The organism is Nocardia sp. IBHARD005 (genome assembly GCF_052814245.1).
Genome location: NZ_CP199935.1, coordinates 2,660,387 through 2,678,417 on the forward strand (window position 1 = coordinate 2,660,387; position 18,031 = coordinate 2,678,417).

Here is an 18,031-nt window from a genome sequence, read left to right on the forward strand (position 1 = left end):
GATCCGGCCCGTCGCACGCACGTAAGCTGTGGAATATGACCTCGGCAATCCCCTTGAACGTCGGTATCACGCGCTCCGCGGGCGCGAATGCTGCCGGTGGCAAGCGCGTGCTGCTGGCCGAGCCGCGCGGCTACTGCGCAGGCGTCGACCGCGCCGTCGAGACCGTGGAGAAGGCGCTCGAAAAACACGGTGCCCCGATCTACGTGCGTAAGGAGATCGTGCACAACCGCCACGTCGTGGAAACGCTGCGCGAGCAGGGCGTGATCTTCGTCGACGAGACCGACGAGGTGCCGGAGGGCGCACTGGTCGTGTTCTCCGCACACGGTGTCGCGCCGATCGTGCACGAGACGGCCGCCGAACGGAACCTGCGCACCATCGACGCCACCTGCCCACTGGTCACCAAGGTGCACCAGGAAGCCAAGCGTTTCGCCCGCGACGACTTCGACATCCTGCTGATCGGCCACGAAGGCCACGAGGAAGTCGAAGGCACCGCCGGTGAGGCACCCCAGCACGTGCAGCTGGTCGACGGGCCCGACTCGGTGGACAAGGTGACCGTGCGCGACCCGTCGAAGGTGATCTGGCTGTCGCAGACCACGCTCTCGGTCGACGAGACCATGGAGACCGTCGAGCGGCTGCGCGAACGTTTCCCGACGCTGCAGGACCCGCCCAGCGACGACATCTGTTACGCCACCTCCAACCGCCAGACCGCGGTCAAGGCGATGGCGCCCGAATGCGATCTGGTGATCGTTGTCGGTTCGCGCAACTCGTCGAACTCGGTGCGACTGGTCGAGGTGGCGCTCGGCGCTGGTGCGAACGCGGCCTATCTGGTCGACTACGCGCGCGAGGTCGACCTGGCCTGGCTCGAGGGTGTGCAGACCATCGGCATCACCTCCGGTGCTTCGGTGCCGGAGATCCTGGTGACCGGGGTACTCGACCTGCTGGCCGAGCACGGCTTCGGCGAGGTACAGCCGGTGACCACAGCCAACGAAACATTGGTGTTCTCCCTACCCCGAGAACTGAGGGCTGCCCGCCTCCCCGCGACTTAAAGCCAGACCTGGGTGCGGCAGGGGTTGCGTTGGCGGCCAGACGATGGTGGGGGCTCAGGTAGCCCGTACCCGGTGAGTTACCCATGTGCGTGCGAGATCAGTGGGCGTTGATGAAGCTCTCCGGTGGGTGCTCGAGAAAGAAGATCCCCGCTGTTCAGGCGGGGATCTTTTCGTTTCTTATCCGTTGTCCGGGCGGCGGCGTTCGGTGCGCGCTGAGTCGGCGCGGTCGCGGTAGCGCACGTTCGGTTGGGGGTGGGGGGGTGCTTCGCCGCGGCGGCGCGGGACGCGGGCCGGTTCGGCTTCGCGGGGGGGAGCGGTGGCGCGGGCAGCGCGTTGGTCGGGGTCGCGGGGTGTGGTGGCCGCGCGTGCGATGCGGGGCTCGGCGCGGGCGGCGCGTGGCTCGCGGGGGCGGGCAGCGGCGGGTGGCCGTTTCGGTTCGGTGGGCCTGGCGGGGCGGCGAGCCGGGCCGGCCATATCGACCTCGGTGTCGGGGTCGTCCAGTACCGCGGTGCCGCGGCGGGGCCGCTTGCGGGCGGCGGCGGCGAGGTCGGGGGTCGACTCGGGGCGACGGCGCTTGACCGGTTTGCGTTCGGTCCGGCGATCCGGGGTGGGGCGGGCCGCCTGGGGTGCGCGCTTGGCGATCGCGATCCTGGCTCCGCCGATGGCCAGTACCAGCACGGTCGCCAGTGCCATCGTCGGGAAGCGCTCCACCAGCGGGATGATCAGGTTCATCAGAACGTCTTTGATCGAGGTGGTGGCACGCCCACCCAGCATCTGGCAGGCCAGCGGCACCGCGACGAACAGCAGCAGCGGCGGCATCACCATGGTGGAGAACAGGCCGCGGAAGCGCACCGCGCAGACGGCGAGCACGCAGCCGAGCACATACAGCGCCGAGAACGTGCCTGTCGGATAGGTCTCGCCGCCGATTCCGTCGATCAGGAACCCGAGACCCGTCGCGCCCGCGGCGAGCAGAATCGCGGCCAGGGCGGGGATGCCGGGTACCGAGGGCACGATCGAACGTTGCGGCGCGGGCACCCGGGGTCGCGCACGTTGGGAAGCAGCCACACCAAGACACTAACTGCACATCGGCCCCGTAGGCGCTACGGCACGGGGATCTCAGACACGATCGTCGGCGTCGGCGAACGCGACGACGCGTGGTCGGGTCTCGGTGAGCCGGATTGCCGGGAGCTCCTGATCGCCGACGCCGAGATCGTGCATCCGGCGCGCGGTGACCATTACCCGCGACTCCACCGAGCCTACTGTCGCGTTGAAAGCCGCTACGGCCTTACCGAGATTCACGCCCAGATTGTCCAGATGCTCGGCGACCTTGCCCACCCGGGTGTAGAGCTCCTTACCCAGTTGCTGCACCGTTGCCATATCGCGCGAGAGCGCTTCTTGCCGCCAGCTGAACGCCACCGTGCGTAGCAGCGCGATCAAGGTAGTGGGGGTTGCCAGAATCACGTTCCGGCCGAACGCGTACTCCAGGAGATCGGCATCGGTGGTGAGCGCGGCGTCGAGGAACGGGTCACCCGGTACGAACAGGACGACGAACTCCGGTGCCGGATCGAAGGCCGCCCAGTACGCCTTGTCTGCCAGCTGGTCGACATGGGCGCGCAGGTGCTTGGCGTGGCGGGCCAGGAATTGGGTGCGTGCGCTGGGATCGTCGGTGGTCGCCGCGTCCAGATACGCCGAGAACGGCACCTTCGCGTCGACGACGATGTGCCTGCCACCGGCCAGCCGCACCACCATGTCGGGCCGGACCGACCCACGATCGTCGCCGCCGGGCCGACTCACCTGGGTATCGAAATCGCAGTGCCGGGTCATCCCGGCCAGTTCGACGACCCGCTCCAGCTGGATCTCGCCCCACCGTCCGCGCACCTGCGGCGCACGCAGCGCGGCCACCAGCTGACCGGTCTGATCGGAGAGCCGATGTGAGGTGCGTTGCATGCCCGCGACCTGTTCGCGCAGTCCCGAGTACGCGTCGATCCGATGGTGCTCGACCTGCCGGATCTGCTGTTCCAGCGCGCCGACCGCGTCGCGCAGCGGATCCACCATCGCGCCGATCGCGGCCGAATGTCTGCGCGCCGCATCCTCATTGGCCGAGTGCAGCGACTGCTGCAGCAACCGCTGATTGTCCCCGGCCGCGGCGAGCCGGGCCTCCGCGGTGGCGGCGCGTTGCCCACCGCGGGCGGCATGCCCCAGCCAGCCGAGACCGAAGCCTGCGGCGAAGACGAAGACGAGCGCGACGAGCATCGAAGCGGTCATGGGAGGCGATACTGCCCGAGGCCACCGACAAGTTCGCAATTTCCCGGCAAACCGGGCGTGGTCGCGGCGGATGCCCCACCGGCGAGTTCGCCGATTCCCCTGGCGGACCGAGGCATCGTGCGCCGTGCTGCGCGCCACGCCGCCTGAATTACACGCGTGTGGTGCGTCGATTGAATTCTGTCGGGGGTGTGCCCTACGGTTCGCGACATGCGGATCCTGCACACCTCCGACTGGCACATCGGGCGCACCTTTCACGGTGTCGACCTGCTGGCCGATCAGGCGCGGGTGCTGACGGCCGTCGCGGAGCTGGTCGCGGCCGAATCGGTCGACGTGGTGGTGGTGCCCGGCGACATCTACGACCGCTCGATCCCCCATGCCGATGCCATCGGGGTCTGCAATCGTGGCTTCGAGGCGATCCGGGCGGCGGGCGCGACGATCATCGCCACCTCGGGCAACCACGATTCGCCCGCCCGGCTCGGCGCGGGCGCCAGCTTCGCGGCGGCCGGTGGTTTACACCTGTGCACGAGAGTCGCCGACGCGCACCGGCCGATCGTGCTGTCCGATGGCGACGGTGCGGTGGCGTTCTACGGCATCCCGTACCTGGAACCGGAGATCACCCGCACCGAACTAGGTGTGCCGCAGGCGCATTCGCACGCGGAGATCCTCGATGCCGCGATGGCGCGGATTCGTGCCGAGATCGCCACCAGGCCCGGCGCTCGCACGGTGGTGCTCGCGCACGCGTTCGTGATCGGCGGGGAGGCGACGGGTTCGGAACGGTCCATCTCGGTGGGCGGTGTGGAGACGGTGTCGATGTCGGCCTTCGACGGCGTCGACTATGTGGCACTCGGGCACCTGCATTCGCCGCAGACGCTGTCGGAGTCGGTGCGCTACAGCGGATCTCCGCTGCCGTACTCATTCGGCGAGAGTTCGCATCGCAAAGCGGTGTGGATCGTCGACCTCGATGCAGAGGGGCTCGCCGCGGTGCATCGCCACGATCTGCCGCTGATCCGCGGGCTGAGCAGGCTCACCGGCACCATCGAATCCCTGCTCACCGACACCGAATTCGCCGCGGCCGAAGAGCATTACGTGTCGGCCACACTCACCGACACCACCCGTCCGGTGGACCCGATGCGTAAGCTGCGCGAGCGGTTCCCGCACGCGGTGCACGTGGAATGGGCACGCCCGGAAGGTAATCCGGAGCTGCGCTATCGCGAGCGGGTGCACGGTCGTCGCGACGCGGAGGTCGCGGCGAGCTTCCTGACCGACGTGCGTGGCACACCGAGCAAGGGGGAAATGGCATGGGTGGAGCGTGCGCTGGCGGCTGCGGTCAGCGAAAACGACTCGGTCCGTACCGAATCCGTCGCATCGGAGCTGACCGCGTGAGCCTGCGCGGCGCGTTCGCAGTGGCGACAATCGCCGGTGGCCTCGCGTGAGGCTGCACCGGCTCGAACTCACCGCGTTCGGCCCGTTCGCCGAGACCACTGTCGTCGATTTCGACGCGCTCGGCGCCGACGGGCTGTTCCTGCTGCACGGGCACACGGGTGCGGGCAAGACGACCATCCTCGACGCGATCGCCTTCGCCCTCTACGGCAAGGTGCCCGGCGCGCGCGGCGAGAGCAAGCGGCTGCACTCCGACCACGCCGATCCGCAGACACCACCGAGCGTCGTGCTGGAGGCCACCCTCGGCGGCCGCCTCCTGCGCCTGACCCGGTCGCCCGAATTCGAGCGCCCGAAGAAGAACGGCAGCGGAACCAGGCTCCTGCAACCCCAAGCCACCCTCACCTGGCTCGACGGCAGCGGCGAGAACCTCTCGCGCATCACCGATATCGGCGACGAGGTCCTTCGCCTGCTCGGCATGAGCGCCGACCAGTTCTTCCAGGTGGTGCTGCTCCCGCAGGGCGATTTCGCCAAGTTCCTGCGAGCCGAGAACGAAGACCGCGAGAAACTGCTCGAAAAGCTCTTCGACACCCAGCGTTTCGGTACGGCCGAGCAGTGGTTGTCCGATCGCCGCCGCGCCGCGGCGGCCGAGCTGGAATCCCGCAAACAGGGCATCGACCGCCTGATTACCAAGGTCGGCATGGCAGGGGGCTACGGCGGCGCGGAATCGGTCGGCGTACTCGACGCGGTGACGTGGTCTCAGGAACTGCTGGCGACCGCGCGGACCGCGCTCGCCGAGACAACCACGAATGCCGAACTGCGCCACAAAGAGTCGGCTGAAGCCCGCACCGAAGCCGAAGAGCAACGCCGCGTCACCGAGCTACACACCCGCATGGCCGCAGCCCGCACCGAACTGGCCACCTACACCGCGTCCGCTCCTCGCCGCGCCGAACTCGAACACGAGCTGGTCAAGGCCCGCCGCGCCGAACCGGTCGTCCAAGCCATCGACGAGGCGCGCTCCGCGGTTCGCGCCCTCCGCCGTGCGGAGACCGCGACCCGCGGTGCCACTGGTGAACTGGCTGATCAACTGCTGGCACCGGCGGCCGCCGACATCGCGGGTGTCGACCTGCTGACCGTGGTGGTGGATGAACCTCTCGGCCCACCTGATGGACGAGAAGGCGCCGCCGCGGTCGGCGGACGGCCCGACCACATGCCGGCGGACCGGCTGTCGGGCGGACTGCCCGGCGGTGTAGTCGGAGCGGGCACGGGGCGACAGGGACGCGGGTCGGTCGCGGGTGCCGGTGTTCGGGGCGACCTCGATGCCGCGATCAGTCAGTGGAACGCGGTGCTCGGAGTGCTCGGTGAGATTCGTGCCGATGTGGTGACCGCGCGTCAGCTCACCGCCGATCTCGCCGCGCACGAGGGTGAAGCCGGTCGTCTCACGCAGCGTTCGGGCGAGCTGGCGCGGCGGCGGCTCGAACTACCGGCGGCGATCGGCTCGGTGCAGGAACAGTTGCGTGAGGCCACCGATGCGGCTGCCGCGTTGCCCGGAGTTCGCAACGAGCTGAGCAAGTGGCAGGACTCTGCCGCGGCCGCTGTCGAAATAGCGCGTCGCCGAACACCTTTGGACAACGCGCGGACTGAACACGATTCCGCCTGGCGCGTTCACCTCGAAGCCAAGGAGCGGGTCCTCGATCTGCGTGCCCGCCGCCTCGCGGGCATGGCCGCCGAGCTCGCCGGCGCACTCACCGACGGTGCACCGTGCACGGTCTGCGGTTCTGCCGAACACCCTGAACCGGCGCGGCCCACCGACGACGCGGTGTCCAAGGAAGCCGAGGACACCGCGCACGCGGCCGAACAAACCGCAGAGGCCGCGCGGGATCGCATCGCCGAACGCATCAGTGTCATCGAACGCGAGATCGAGGCGCTGACCGCGCGCGGTGGCGACGCCGACCCCGTCGCCCTCGCCGACGCCGTCCGCACCGCCACCCACCGATTCGACGACACCGCCGAAGCCGCCGAACGTTCGCCCGCTCTGACCAGCCGCCTCGAAGCCCTGCGCACCGAGGAAACCGCCCTCCACGACCAGTCCCGCGACCTCGACGCCCGCCTCGGCACCATCACCGCCAATATCGCCACCACCCGCACCCGCCTCGACGAACTCACCGCCCGCCTCCGCACCGCCGCCGGCGCCGACACCACAGTCGACGCCCGCACCACCCGCCTCGAATCCCTCCTCACCGCCGCCACCACCCTCCGCACCGCCCGCGCCGAGGAATCCGCCGCACGCGATGCTGTCCGCACCATCGCCACCCGCGTGGAAAACCTTGCCCGCACCGCCGGTCTCGTGCCGGATGGTTATGAAGTTCCCGGCACTTCCATGCCGACCTCCGAGCTGGACACGGCCGACGACCAGAAGGTTGGTGCTCGTGGCTCCGGTGATCGTGCCGAGGTCAGCAATCACAGTGCAGTGCAAGGTGTTTCGCCTGGTGGCGATGGCATCGGGATTTCGGCCGAAGTGCCCACGTCTGTCGGCAGTGCCGTCGAGCTGGGAGGAGCTACGGACGAGGGCGATGCGTCCCACTCCGACGCGACCGCCGAGGCCGAGTCATCTCCTGGTGGGGGAGCACGGGCCAGTCGTGCACGTTCAGCTCGCGCCGAACCTGAAATGCCCAGCCTGTTCGACCTTTTCGACGAAGAACCCATCGACGAGGAACCTGCCGGCGAAGTCTTGGCGGTCGCACCACCAGCGCCTCGTGACGATGTCGCCCTCCTGACCGCCTACGCCCAAGAAGTCAACGCGGTCGCGCGGACCGCACAGCAGCAGGCCGCGATAGATGCCGAACTCACCGCCGCGGACCGGGCCCGAGCCCATGCCGAGGCCGTGCTCGCTGAGCCGCAGATCCGTGCTGTCGCCGAGCAGATCCCGGGCGACCTGAACGCACTCGAGCAGCGCTTCACCGAAGCTCAGAGCGCGCTCACCGCGGCGGTGGCAGCCCAGTCGGCGGCCACCGAGCGAGTCGCCCAGCTCGAGCAGCTGGGCACACAGCTGTGGGGAGAGGTCGAGCGGATCGCGCCCAAGCAGCGTGATTTCGACGAGCTGGCGTCTCTGGCGGAAGTGGTCGCGGGCCGTGGTGAGAACAACAGGCGAATGTCGTTGCGCTCCTATGTTCTTGCGGCTCGGCTCGAAGAGGTCGCGGTCGCGGGGTCGCTGCGGCTGCGCCGAATGTCGGGCGGTCGTTATGAATTCGTCCACTCGGACAAGGCAGGCCCACGGGGCAGGCGCGGTGGCCTCGGCCTCGACGTCCGCGACGACTACACCGGCGTCGTCCGCTCCGCGAAAACCCTGTCCGGTGGCGAAACCTTCATGGCCTCACTGGCATTGGCGCTCGGTCTCGCCGATGTGGTCGCCGCCGAATCCGGTGGCCTGGTCCTGGACACCCTGTTCATCGACGAAGGCTTCGGGAGCCTCGACGCCGACACCCTCGACGCTGTCATGGGTGTCCTCGACGAACTCCGCGCTAACGGCCGCGTGGTCGGCGTCGTCAGTCACGTAGACGAAATGCGCCAGCGCATCCCCACGCGCCTGCACGTCCTGCGCGGCCGCACAGGGTCGCATCTCGAGGCCACGGTCGCCTAGTCACCAGTAGCCGGCGCGACCTGGCGAAGCAACAACCACGGTCGTCCCCTGCCCGGTAGCTGCGACGACGAAGCTGTTCACCCTGCGAGCATGACGATGAACATGCCGGTGCCTGCGCATCGTGACGGCGACTGTCGATTTCGCCGGTATTCTGCCCGAACGGCTCAGCAAGGCGCGGTGGGGGCTTGCGGACGTTCCACGGTCAGTACCGCTTCCTGGCGCGACATCGGCGCGAAACCGGGGAGTCGGCCGTCGACGAACGGGATCATCAGCTGGACCAGCGGCCCGATCCCGAAGGCGTAGACCAGCGTGCCGATTCCCACGCTGCCGCCGAGGAACCAGCCGGTGGCCAGCACCGAGACCTCGATGCCGGTCCGAACAGACCAGACCGGCCAGCCGGTCCGCGCTACCAGTCCAGTCATCAGTCCATCGCGCGGTCCCGGACCCATGCCCGCACCGATATAGAGCACCGTCGCCGCGGCATTCACCACCACCGCGGCGACCATGGCCAGTATCGGCAACCACAGTCCGTCCACGGCCGGGATCAACCACAACCCGGCGTCGACCGCGATCGCGATCACCACCACATTGCTGATGGTCCCGAGCCCCGGCCGCTGCCGCAACGGAATCCAGGCGAGGAGAACGGCGATTCCGGTCAGCGCGGTCACCACGCCGAAACTCAACGGCACATGCGACGCGACCCCTTGATGGAACACATCCCACGGGTCGAGCCCGAGGCCCGCCCGGATCATCACTGCCATCGAGGTGCCGTACAACCACAAACCGACGTACAGCGCAACCAAGCGACGAGTGAGCATAGGTAACAGAATCCGGCCTACTGGACGTGGAAAAAAGAGCCAATCGAACATCAGTGGCCTGATGGTTCGCCGATAGCTCGTGCGGCAGACCGCTAGGCCCGAGCTCCCGCTCCCACCGTCGAAGAGGGCGAGGAGCCGACGCTCTGGCACGAGCGCCCCGCGCGTGCTCATCCCTCGTGCGCGAGCAACCAGGCCTTCGCTTCCAGCCCCCACCGGAACCCGCCGAGCGCTCCGCCGATCCGCAGCACGCGATGGCACGGTACGAACAGGGCGGCGGAGTTGCGAGCGCAGGCATTGGCCGCTGCCCGCGTGGCCGCCGGACGCCCGGAGAGCCCGGCGAACTCGGTATAGGTGACCGGCTCACCGGCAGGCACCTTGCGCAGAACCTCCCAGGCACGGACCAGGAATTCGCCCGACTGTTGACGCACGGGAATCGCGTCGATCGCGGTGAGGTCGCCCGCGTGATAGTCGATGACGGCCTGGGTGACCGCACCGAGCGAATCCCGTTGCCGCAGTGCGGTCGGACGCAACGTGGCGTGGATGAGGCCGGTCAGCGTGGCCGGGTCCCCGGTCCAGCCCGAGGCGAGCACGGCGCCGTCGCTGTCGACGATGGTGGTGAACGGGCCGATCGGCGTGGGGACGGTCGCGACATCGGCGCAACGAAGAGCGGTGTCAGTCATGGTGTTTCGCTTCCTGGAGGGCAGGTTCACGGACAAGCGCGCCACGATGTTCGAGCGCGGTCTTCCACAAGTGCATGGACAGATAGGAGCGCCACGGCGCCCAGCGGGTGGTGTTGTCGAGGTCGATGCCCGCCCGCGCGGCACCCTGGCGAACGACGAGGTCGGTGCCGAGCAGGATGTCGGGATCGGCCAGCGATCGCATGGTGACGTAGTCGGCCGTCCATTTCCCGACCCCGTCGAGTGCGAGCAGGTCGCGCCGCAGGTCAGCGGCAGTACGGCCGGAGTGCAGGACCAGTTCGCCGTCGGCGATCGCGCGGGCCGCGGCCACGATGGCGTTTACCCTGCGTGCGGGCCCGGTCAACACCTCGGCGCCGTGCTCGGCGACCGCCTCGGCCGTCGGAAACAGCCGCGCCACCGGCCCGTCGATCCGCTCGCCGAGGGCATCGGCCAGCCGTGCGATATGGGTCCCCGCCGCTCGCACGGAGATCTGTTGCCCGATCATGGTGCACAACAACAACTCCGAGCCCTCGAGGCACCCCGGCACTCGAATTCCCGGCGTGAACCCGCGCCCCGCGCTCGCCTCAGCAGCTGCTGCGATACCCGAATATGTTGCGGCATAACCTGTTTCGCCGGAACCGTTACCGATGTCACCGTGACCGATAGTGCGGATGTTGTCGTCACCGCGCGCGTTGTCGATGGCTCCCGTCGACCGGCCGTTTCCGTGGGCGTCATCGATCGCCATCGGGTCCGCGTCCAGACCGCGCTCGTCGCCGCGGGCCGCGCGGCCGATCCCGAGCGCACTGTCTATCCCCATCGGATCCGCGTCCAGATCGAGCAGATGCCGCACTCGCGCCACGGTCGGAGCGAGGTCGCGCATATCCCGCAACGCCAACTCGGCCCGCACATGACCCGGCTGAAACGACAGCCGAATCGTCGCGTGGCCGTGTGGAGTACGCAGGCTCCGCGTATAGATTCCGTCTTCCCACAGCTCCATCCCGGGCACCGCGTGCGCGGACAGGAACCAGCTCAGCCAGTTGGTGTCGAGCGGCTCGCGATAGGGCAGCCGCAAGGTGAGCAGACCGGGCGTGCCGGGCGCGACGACATCGGCGCGCGGCGATCGGCGCAACTCGGTCCGCATCGTCGTCGGACTCACCGCGAACACCTCGCGCACCGTGTCGTTGAACTGCCGAATACTCGCGAACCCCGCCGCGAACGCGATATCCGACATCGGCATCTCGGTGGTCTGAATGAGCAGTCGCGCGGTATGCGCACGATGCGCCCTGGCCAGCGCGAGCGGCCCGGCCCCGAGTTCGGTGGTGAGCACCCGGGTGAGCTGACGCTGCGAATAGCCCAAGGTAGCGGCCAGTCCGGGCACCCCACCGCGCTCGATCACCCCGTCGCCGATCAACCGCATGGCCCGTGCGGCCAGATCCGCCCGCACATTCCACAGCGGTGAACCGGGCGCGGCATCGGGCAGACACCGACGGCAGGCGCGATAACCGGCCTGCTGCGCGGCCGCCGCGGTGGGCAGGAACGACACATTGACCCGCTTGGGCGTGATCGCCGGGCACGACGGACGGCAGTAGATGCCGGTGGTGCGCACCGCGGTGAAGAACTGCCCGTCGAAGCGGGAGTCACGGGTGGAGACCGCCCGGTAGCAGCCCTCGAAGTCCAAAGCAGTGATGGTCACGAGTTCCACAATGGCACCCATCCCGGCGGGGTGCTAGCGGAAATCGGCCACCGATCCTCCAGGTATCCGAACCAGGGTCAGCAGCAGCGATTGGCCGGATTTCGCTCGGCCTCGGCGTAGCGTTCGCGCCAGTAGTCACGCACCGAGGGCACCGGAGCGCCCGGATGATTGCGGCGCAAGTGGTCGACGTAGCGCTCGTAGTCCAGGCCGCCGTTGATCGCGCTGTACCACCGGGCGACCCCCCGAGCCGCCGCCCAGACCCGCCGCAACATCGCCCGAGCAGGACCGGCGGTGCCGACCACTGCCACCGGAGTGCGGACGGCCGATCCACTGAACCGGCCGTCCGCGTCCCTGACCACACTCACATTCAAGAGACGTGCACCGATCCGGGCGCGCTCACCTTGCCCTCGGCGATGAGCACATCCCATTCCTTCTGCACGTCCTTCTCCGTCGAGGTCGCGACAAAACCGCTGGGGGAGAAGATCTTCGACGGCTGCTCCGCGGATTCGGTGCTGGTCACCGTGCCCGTACGGATCGCCTTCACACACACCAGCACACCGACGACGGTGACGATCAGGACCAGCACCGCGAACACGATCGACAGCGTGCCCTGGATGAAGGTGTTGCGGATCGCGATGTCGACCTGCTCCGGTGTCTTCGCCGTCAGACACGCCTTGCCCGCGTCCTTGGCGGCCTGGCACAGGCTGTGCTGCTTCCAGTAACCGAGCTTGGGATCGTCGGAGAAGATCTTCTGCCACGACGCGGTCATCGTGACCAGCAGATCCCACGCCAGCGGAATACCGGGAATCCACGCCCACTTCCACTGTCCGCGCTTGACGATGATCGTCAGCACCACGGTCAGCGCGATCGCGGCGAGCAGCTGGTTGGCGATGCCGAACAGCGGATACAGCGCGTTGATGCCGCCGAACGGATCGTTGACGCCCATCAGCAGCACCCCACCCCAGCCCGCGACCACGATCAGCGAGCACAGCCAGGCGCCGATCCGCCACGACGGATCACGGAACTTCGTGAACCCGCCACCGAAGTTGCCCAGCGCGTCCGAGACCAGGAAGCGCGCGACACGAGTGCCCGCGTCGATGGTGGTGAGGATGAACAGCGCCTCGAACATGATCGCGAAGTGGTACCAGAACGCCTTCATCGACGATCCGCCGAGGAAATCGGAGAAGACCTCGGCGATGCCGACCGCCAGGGTCGGGGCGCCACCGGTGCGCGAGACGATCGAATTCTCGCCCACATCGGCGGCCGCGTCGGCGAACAATTCCGGCGTCGCGGGCGGACCGGACAGGCCGAGCGTATTCGTGAACTCGGCAGCGCCTTCCGCCGTGCCACCGGTGAGCCCGGCCGCGGCGTTCATGCCGAAGTACAGGTGCTGGTCGATGATCGAGGCGGTGATGATCGCCATCACCGCGACGAACGACTCCATCAGCATGCCGCCGTAGCCGATCATCCTGGCATTGGATTCCTTGGCCAGCAGTTTCGGTGTCGTGCCGGAGGAGACCAGCGCGTGGAAACCCGAGAGCGCACCGCAGGCGATGGTGATGAACAGGAACGGGAACAGGCTGCCCGCGAACGCGGGACCGGCACCGGTGTGCGCGAATTCGGAGACAGCGGGTGCCTTCAGCACCGGCATCGTGATCAGGATGCCGACCGCGAGCAACACGATCGTGCCGACCTTCATGAACGTCGACAGGTAGTCACGCGGGGCGAGCAGCAGCCACACCGGCAGCACCGAGGCGATGAAGCCGTAGGCGATCAGGCACCACGCGATGGTGGTCCGCGAAAGCGTGAACCAGTCCGCGCCCCACTCGGTTTCGGACACCCAACCGCCGCCGATGATCGCGGCCAGCAGCAACACGATGCCGATGGCGGACACCTCGCCGACCGCACCCGGGCGCAGATACCGCAGGTAAACACCCATGAACAGGGCGATCGGGACGGTCATCGCGATGGAGAACACGCCCCAGGGGCTCTCGCCGAGCGCGTTCACCACGACCAATGCCAGCACCGCGAGCAGGATCGTCATGATCACCAGAATCGCCACGATCGCCGCGACACCGCCGACCACGCCGAGCTCGTCTCGCGCCATCTGGCCGAGGCTGCGGCCGCGTCGACGGGTCGAGGCCCACAACACCAGGTAGTCCTGCACCGCGCCGGCGAACACCACGCCGACGATGATCCAGATGGTGCCGGGCAGATAACCCATCTGCGCGGCCAGCACCGGACCCACCAGCGGGCCCGCGCCCGCGATGGCGGCGAAGTGGTGCCCGTAGAGCACCCGCCGGTCCATCGGCATGAAATCCTTGCCGTTGTCATAGATTTCGGCGGGCGTGGCCACGTCGTCGCGTGGCTTGGTGATCTTCCACTCGATGAACCGCGCGTAGAAGCGGTAGGCGATGATGTAGGTACAGACCGCCGCGATCACGATCCACACCGCGTTCACCGACTCGCCGCGCACGAACGCGATGATCGTCCACGCGATGGCGCCGAGTACGGCGATCCCCGCGAACACGGCCTTCTTCGCGGGTGTGATCGGCGTGCGATCGACGACACCGACCGGCGGCAAGTCCGGATCGGTCCGCAGATATTCGATGGTCGCCATTGACTCAACTCTCCTGTACAACACGCAGAGCCTCGGGTGAAGCAATCGACAACGTAGCCGATCGCAGAACTGCGACGGAGAGGTTCGCACACGATCGTGCGCAGAATGAAGTTTTGTTCAGAAGGTCATTGGCCCCGGTACGTTCCGAAACTCCAGAGGTTGCCTTCCGGGTCGGCGGCGCTGAAACCGCGCGAGCCGTAGTCCTCGTCGCGCAGGTCGCGGATGATCGTCGCGCCCGCGGCTTTCGCCCGGTCGTAGAGCGCGTCGGGCTTGTCGGTGACCAGGTAGAGGTTGGCGAGGCCAGGCGGGCGGGTGCCGAAGAGGGAGTCGTCGCGGCCGGTGGAGCCGAACATGATGCCGCCGCCGCCCGGCCAGCGCAGTTCGCCGTGTTCGACGATGGAGTCGTCGTCGTCCCTGGCGTAGACCGCGGTTGCTTCGAAACCGAAGGCGGTGGTGAGGAATCCGATCATGGCGCGGGCATCGTCGAAGGCGAGGCAGGGCCAGATGACGGCGTGGGTATCAGGTGAAGTGTCCATGTGTTCAGCCTCGCGCTTCGAGGGCATTCGGGTCTTGGACAGATGGAATCTCCTCGGCGAGCCAGGCGGTGGGGGCGATGCCCGCCAGTTCGGCGAAGTCGCGGTTCAGGTGGGCTTGGTCGTAGTAGCCGCAGGTGGTCGCGATCTGGGCGATGGAGATGTAGGAGGGGGTGCTGGTCAGCATGCGCCTGGCCCGCTCGAACCGGATGATCCGCGCGGCCAGTTTCGGGCTCGCGCCGAATTCGGCGGTGAACTTGCGGGTCAGGTGCTGGCGGGTCCAGCCGATCCGATCGGCGAGCGGGTTGATCGGGCAGGTGCCGCCGGTTTTCACGAGAGCGCGCCAGGCCCAGGTCAATTCGGGACCGGCCAGAGTTTCGGTACGTGCCGCCGCGGTGAGAGCTTTGTCGCACGCGGCGAACCGGCTCGGCCAATCCTGTTGTGATTGCACAGCATCAGCGAGCTGGTCACCGAGAGTGCTTTGCGCTTGGGAACATTCGATCGAGATATCCCACAGTTCGCTCGCGGGCATGCCGAACAGCACGCGGCAACCCAGCGGGGTCAGCTCGATCGCCACGCCCTCTTGAAAACCGGTGTGCGCGATCATCGCAGGACTCGCCTGCAGGCCACTCAAGACGCAGCGGTAGCTGCCGGGGGCTTGGTGCGGGTCGGTCTGCTCGACGACATCGATCGTCGGGCCGACAGCGACGATGAAGGTCATGTGCCGTGACGGCAGGCCGCGGTGCAGGCCGGGCTCGAACCCCACCATGCGATAGCCCACGTAACGGTCGATGAACGCGGCCAGAACCGGCGCGGGGGCTGCGGTCACCACCTCTGTGGTCGCCTCCATACGGCAACGCTACGCCGGAAACGCGCTTGTTGGCTGACGAGTCTGCAGCCGGGCAACCGCCCTGTTACGCGCGAACATGGGTAACTCACCGGGGACGGGCCAACTTGCCCGATATGTACCCGCCGGTCGCCAACGGTCGTCCCCACGCGCTCGGGTCTGGCTAGAGATCACGGAGAGGCGGAACAGTCGGTGAGATTTCGCACTCGCGGGCTCACGGCCTGTGGAAACGCGAGGTCAGCCGGTTAATGTTGCGCCTTCGCTCAAATCTGTAGGAGGTGTCATGCGGCGGGTTCAATACGAGCGCGGCAGTGGTTCGGAGGCGCTCGAGGTCGTCGCGGCCGACGTACCGGTGCCCGGTGCCGGTGAGCTGCTGGTGCGGGTCGAGGCGATCGGGGTCACCCTCTCGGCGATCCGGCGGATCAGTGGCGAAGCCGAGCAGGTGCGTGCCGAGGTGGCCGGTGAGGTCGTCGCGGTCGGTGACGGGGTCGACGGCTACAGCGCCGGATACCGCGTCGTCGGCCTGTGCACCACCTACGCCTACGCCGAGTACGTCGTCCTCGCGATCGACCAGGTCTCGGCCATTCCCGACGGCGCTTCGGCGGTCGACGCCGTCGCGTTGATGCGCAGCGGCCTCGTCGCTCTCGGCGCGCTCGACACCGCCGCCCCTCGCGAGGGCGAAACCGCCCTGGTCACCGCCGCCGCGGGTGGTGTCGGCCACCTCGCGGTGCAGCTGGCCCGCGTGCGTGGTGCGAGCTGGGTGATCGGCGCGGTCTCCGACGAGTCCAAGATCGATTTCGTGCGTGGGCTCGGTGCCGACGAGGTCTTCACCTACGACCAGCTGCACTGTGGCAAGCAGGCCGATTACGCCCTCGACGGTGTCGGTGGCACCGGCCTCGGTGGCACGCTCGCTGGTCTCGCCGAGGGTGGTCGCGCGGTCACCTATGGCACCGGCGGCGGCCTCATCGACACCGAAGACCTCCTCGCCGGTGGCAAGTCCCTGACCGGTTTCCGGATCGGCCGTCTCGCCCAGCGCGACCCGGCGCGCTACGAAGACCTGCGCCAGGAGGTCTGGCAGTACTACGCCTCCGGCCTGCTGCACCCGGTCGTGCACGCCGAGTTCGCGCTCGACGATGCCGCCGCCGCCCACGCGGTCATCGAGCAGCGCGCCAACCTGGGCAAGGTCGTCCTCGTCCCCTGATCTCGACCCGCACCCAGCGCTGTCGCCGGGTGCACCATGCTGGACAGTTGATCACCAGGCCCTGAGGTAGGTATCGGCCGAGAGGCGACTGCCACCAGGGCCTGGTGATCATTGGTCCAGGTCGGAGCGTCCGACGGAGCTGCGGGCGCTGACCGACGTGCGGTGAGCACCACGTAGACTCCTCTTCTCGTGAGCCTCACCCTCGGAATCGTCGGCCTGCCCAACGTCGGAAAGTCGACGCTGTTCAACGCGTTGACCAAGAACGACGTGCTGGCCGCGAACTACCCGTTCGCGACCATCGAGCCCAACGTCGGCGTGGTCCCGCTGCCCGACCCGCGCCTGAACAAGCTCGCCGAGATCTTCGGTTCCGAGAAGATCGTGCCCGCCGTGGTGTCGTTCGTCGATATCGCGGGCATCGTGAAGGGCGCCTCCGAAGGTGCCGGTCTCGGCAACAAGTTCCTCGCCAACATCCGTGAGGCCGACGCGATCTGCCAGGTCGTGCGCGTGTTCGCCGACGACGACGTGATCCACGTCGACGGCCGGGTCGACGCCGCCGCCGACATCGAGGTCATCGAAACCGAGCTCATCCTCGCCGACCTGCAGACCCTCGAGAAGGCCATCCCGCGTCTCGAGAAGGAAGCCAGGGTCAAGAAGGACCGCAAGCCCCTGCTCGACGCGGCCAAGACCGCCGAAGGGTTCCTCAACGAGGGCACCACCCTGTTCGCCGCGGGCAAGAAGATCGACGCCGAACTGCTCCGTGAGCTCTCCCTGCTCACCATCAAGCCGTTCCTCTACGTCTTCAACGCCGACGAATCCGTTCTCACCGACGAGGCCAAGCTCGCCGAACTGCGCGCCACCGTCGCCCCCGCCGACGCGGTCTTCCTCGACGCCAAGGTGGAAGCCGAACTCCTCGAACTCGACGACGAATCCGCCCTCGAACTCCTCGAGTCCATCGGCCAAACCGAACCGGGCCTGCACGCCCTGGCCCGCGCCGGCTTCCACACCCTCGGCCTGCAGACCTACCTCACCGCAGGCCCCAAGGAATCCCGAGCCTGGACCATCCACCAGGGCGACACCGCCCCCAAGGCCGCAGGCGTCATCCACACCGACTTCGAACGCGGCTTCATCAAGGTAGAACTCGTCGCTTTCGACGACTTGGTCGACGCGGGCTCCATGGCGGCTGCCAAGGCGGCGGGCAAGGTCCGCATGGAGGGCAAGGAATACGTCATGCACGACGGCGACGTCTGCGACTTCCGCTTCAACGTGTGATTCGTTGTGCCTGAGGCCAATCGAAGGAGCCCCAGGCGCATGAAT

Annotated in this window: 14 protein-coding genes; 5 read left to right on the forward strand and 9 right to left on the reverse strand. The window is 67.9% G+C overall.

The window, feature by feature from the left end:
- Positions 1 to 35 precede the first annotated feature (35 nt).
- Positions 36 to 1,046 carry a 4-hydroxy-3-methylbut-2-enyl diphosphate reductase gene (locus ACTWPB_RS12455; RefSeq protein WP_446225802.1) on the forward strand — a complete coding sequence of 337 codons (1,011 nt, stop codon included), beginning with the start codon at positions 36 to 38 and terminating at the stop codon, positions 1,044 to 1,046.
- Between the two features lie 177 nt (positions 1,047 to 1,223).
- Here ACTWPB_RS12455 and ACTWPB_RS12460 read toward each other — a convergent pair whose 3' ends face one another.
- Together ACTWPB_RS12460 and ACTWPB_RS12465 are read right to left on the reverse strand one after the other, a co-directional pair.
- Positions 1,224 to 2,111, reverse strand: coding sequence for a DUF6542 domain-containing protein (locus ACTWPB_RS12460; protein WP_446225803.1), 888 nt, complete (start codon positions 2,109 to 2,111; stop codon positions 1,224 to 1,226).
- A 51-nt stretch (positions 2,112 to 2,162) separates the two neighbouring features.
- Positions 2,163 to 3,311, reverse strand: coding sequence for a DNA recombination protein RmuC (locus ACTWPB_RS12465; protein WP_446225804.1), 1,149 nt, complete (start codon positions 3,309 to 3,311; stop codon positions 2,163 to 2,165).
- A gap of 207 nt (positions 3,312 to 3,518) precedes the next feature.
- Here ACTWPB_RS12465 and ACTWPB_RS12470 point away from each other — a divergent pair, with 207 nt between their 5' ends.
- Together ACTWPB_RS12470 and ACTWPB_RS12475 are read left to right on the forward strand one after the other, a co-directional pair.
- Positions 3,519 to 4,694 carry an exonuclease SbcCD subunit D gene (locus ACTWPB_RS12470; RefSeq protein ID WP_446225805.1) on the forward strand — a complete coding sequence of 392 codons (1,176 nt, stop codon included), beginning with the start codon at positions 3,519 to 3,521 and terminating at the stop codon, positions 4,692 to 4,694.
- 46 nt (positions 4,695 to 4,740) lie between these two features.
- Positions 4,741 to 8,328, forward strand: a complete 3,588-nt coding sequence (locus tag ACTWPB_RS12475) for an AAA family ATPase (protein WP_446225806.1) — start codon at positions 4,741 to 4,743, stop codon at positions 8,326 to 8,328.
- 164 nt (positions 8,329 to 8,492) lie between these two features.
- Here ACTWPB_RS12475 and yczE read toward each other — a convergent pair whose 3' ends face one another.
- The 7 genes from yczE to ACTWPB_RS12510 all read right to left on the reverse strand — a co-directional run bounded on the left by yczE (position 8,493) and on the right by ACTWPB_RS12510 (position 15,519).
- On the reverse strand, positions 8,493 to 9,146 hold the full coding sequence (gene yczE / locus ACTWPB_RS12480) for a membrane protein YczE (protein ID WP_446225807.1): 654 nt from the start codon (positions 9,144 to 9,146) through the stop codon (positions 8,493 to 8,495).
- A gap of 167 nt (positions 9,147 to 9,313) precedes the next feature.
- Positions 9,314 to 9,826 carry a methylated-DNA--[protein]-cysteine S-methyltransferase gene (locus ACTWPB_RS12485; RefSeq protein WP_446225808.1) on the reverse strand — a complete coding sequence of 171 codons (513 nt, stop codon included), beginning with the start codon at positions 9,824 to 9,826 and terminating at the stop codon, positions 9,314 to 9,316.
- Positions 9,819 to 11,537 carry a DNA-3-methyladenine glycosylase 2 family protein gene (locus tag ACTWPB_RS12490; RefSeq protein ID WP_446225809.1) on the reverse strand — a complete coding sequence of 573 codons (1,719 nt, stop codon included), beginning with the start codon at positions 11,535 to 11,537 and terminating at the stop codon, positions 9,819 to 9,821. The genes ACTWPB_RS12485 and ACTWPB_RS12490 overlap by 8 nt, the downstream gene beginning before the upstream one ends.
- A gap of 56 nt (positions 11,538 to 11,593) precedes the next feature.
- Positions 11,594 to 11,944 (reverse strand): YbdD/YjiX family protein, encoded by a 351-nt coding sequence (locus ACTWPB_RS12495; protein WP_446225810.1) that lies wholly within the window; start codon positions 11,942 to 11,944, stop codon positions 11,594 to 11,596.
- Complete coding sequence (locus ACTWPB_RS12500; protein WP_446225811.1) at positions 11,884 to 14,136, reverse strand: carbon starvation CstA family protein; 2,253 nt, start codon at positions 14,134 to 14,136, stop codon at positions 11,884 to 11,886. Before ACTWPB_RS12500 ends, ACTWPB_RS12495 begins: the two co-directional genes overlap by 61 nt.
- A gap of 125 nt (positions 14,137 to 14,261) precedes the next feature.
- The gene (locus ACTWPB_RS12505; protein WP_446225812.1) at positions 14,262 to 14,672 is read right to left on the reverse strand and encodes a VOC family protein; all 411 of its coding nucleotides are present in this window, start codon (positions 14,670 to 14,672) and stop codon (positions 14,262 to 14,264) included.
- Positions 14,673 to 14,676: 4 nt separating this feature from the next.
- On the reverse strand, positions 14,677 to 15,519 hold the full coding sequence (locus tag ACTWPB_RS12510; RefSeq protein WP_446225813.1) for a helix-turn-helix domain-containing protein: 843 nt from the start codon (positions 15,517 to 15,519) through the stop codon (positions 14,677 to 14,679).
- A gap of 280 nt (positions 15,520 to 15,799) precedes the next feature.
- Between ACTWPB_RS12510 and ACTWPB_RS12515 the strand changes: the two genes are divergently transcribed.
- The gene (locus ACTWPB_RS12515) at positions 15,800 to 16,717 is read left to right on the forward strand and encodes a quinone oxidoreductase family protein (RefSeq protein ID WP_446225814.1); all 918 of its coding nucleotides are present in this window, start codon (positions 15,800 to 15,802) and stop codon (positions 16,715 to 16,717) included.
- Positions 16,718 to 16,906: 189 nt separating this feature from the next.
- A complete protein-coding gene (gene ychF / locus ACTWPB_RS12520; RefSeq protein WP_446225815.1) occupies positions 16,907 to 17,986 on the forward strand; it encodes a redox-regulated ATPase YchF in 1,080 nt (359 codons plus the stop codon).
- Positions 17,987 to 18,031: the final 45 nt, after the last annotated feature.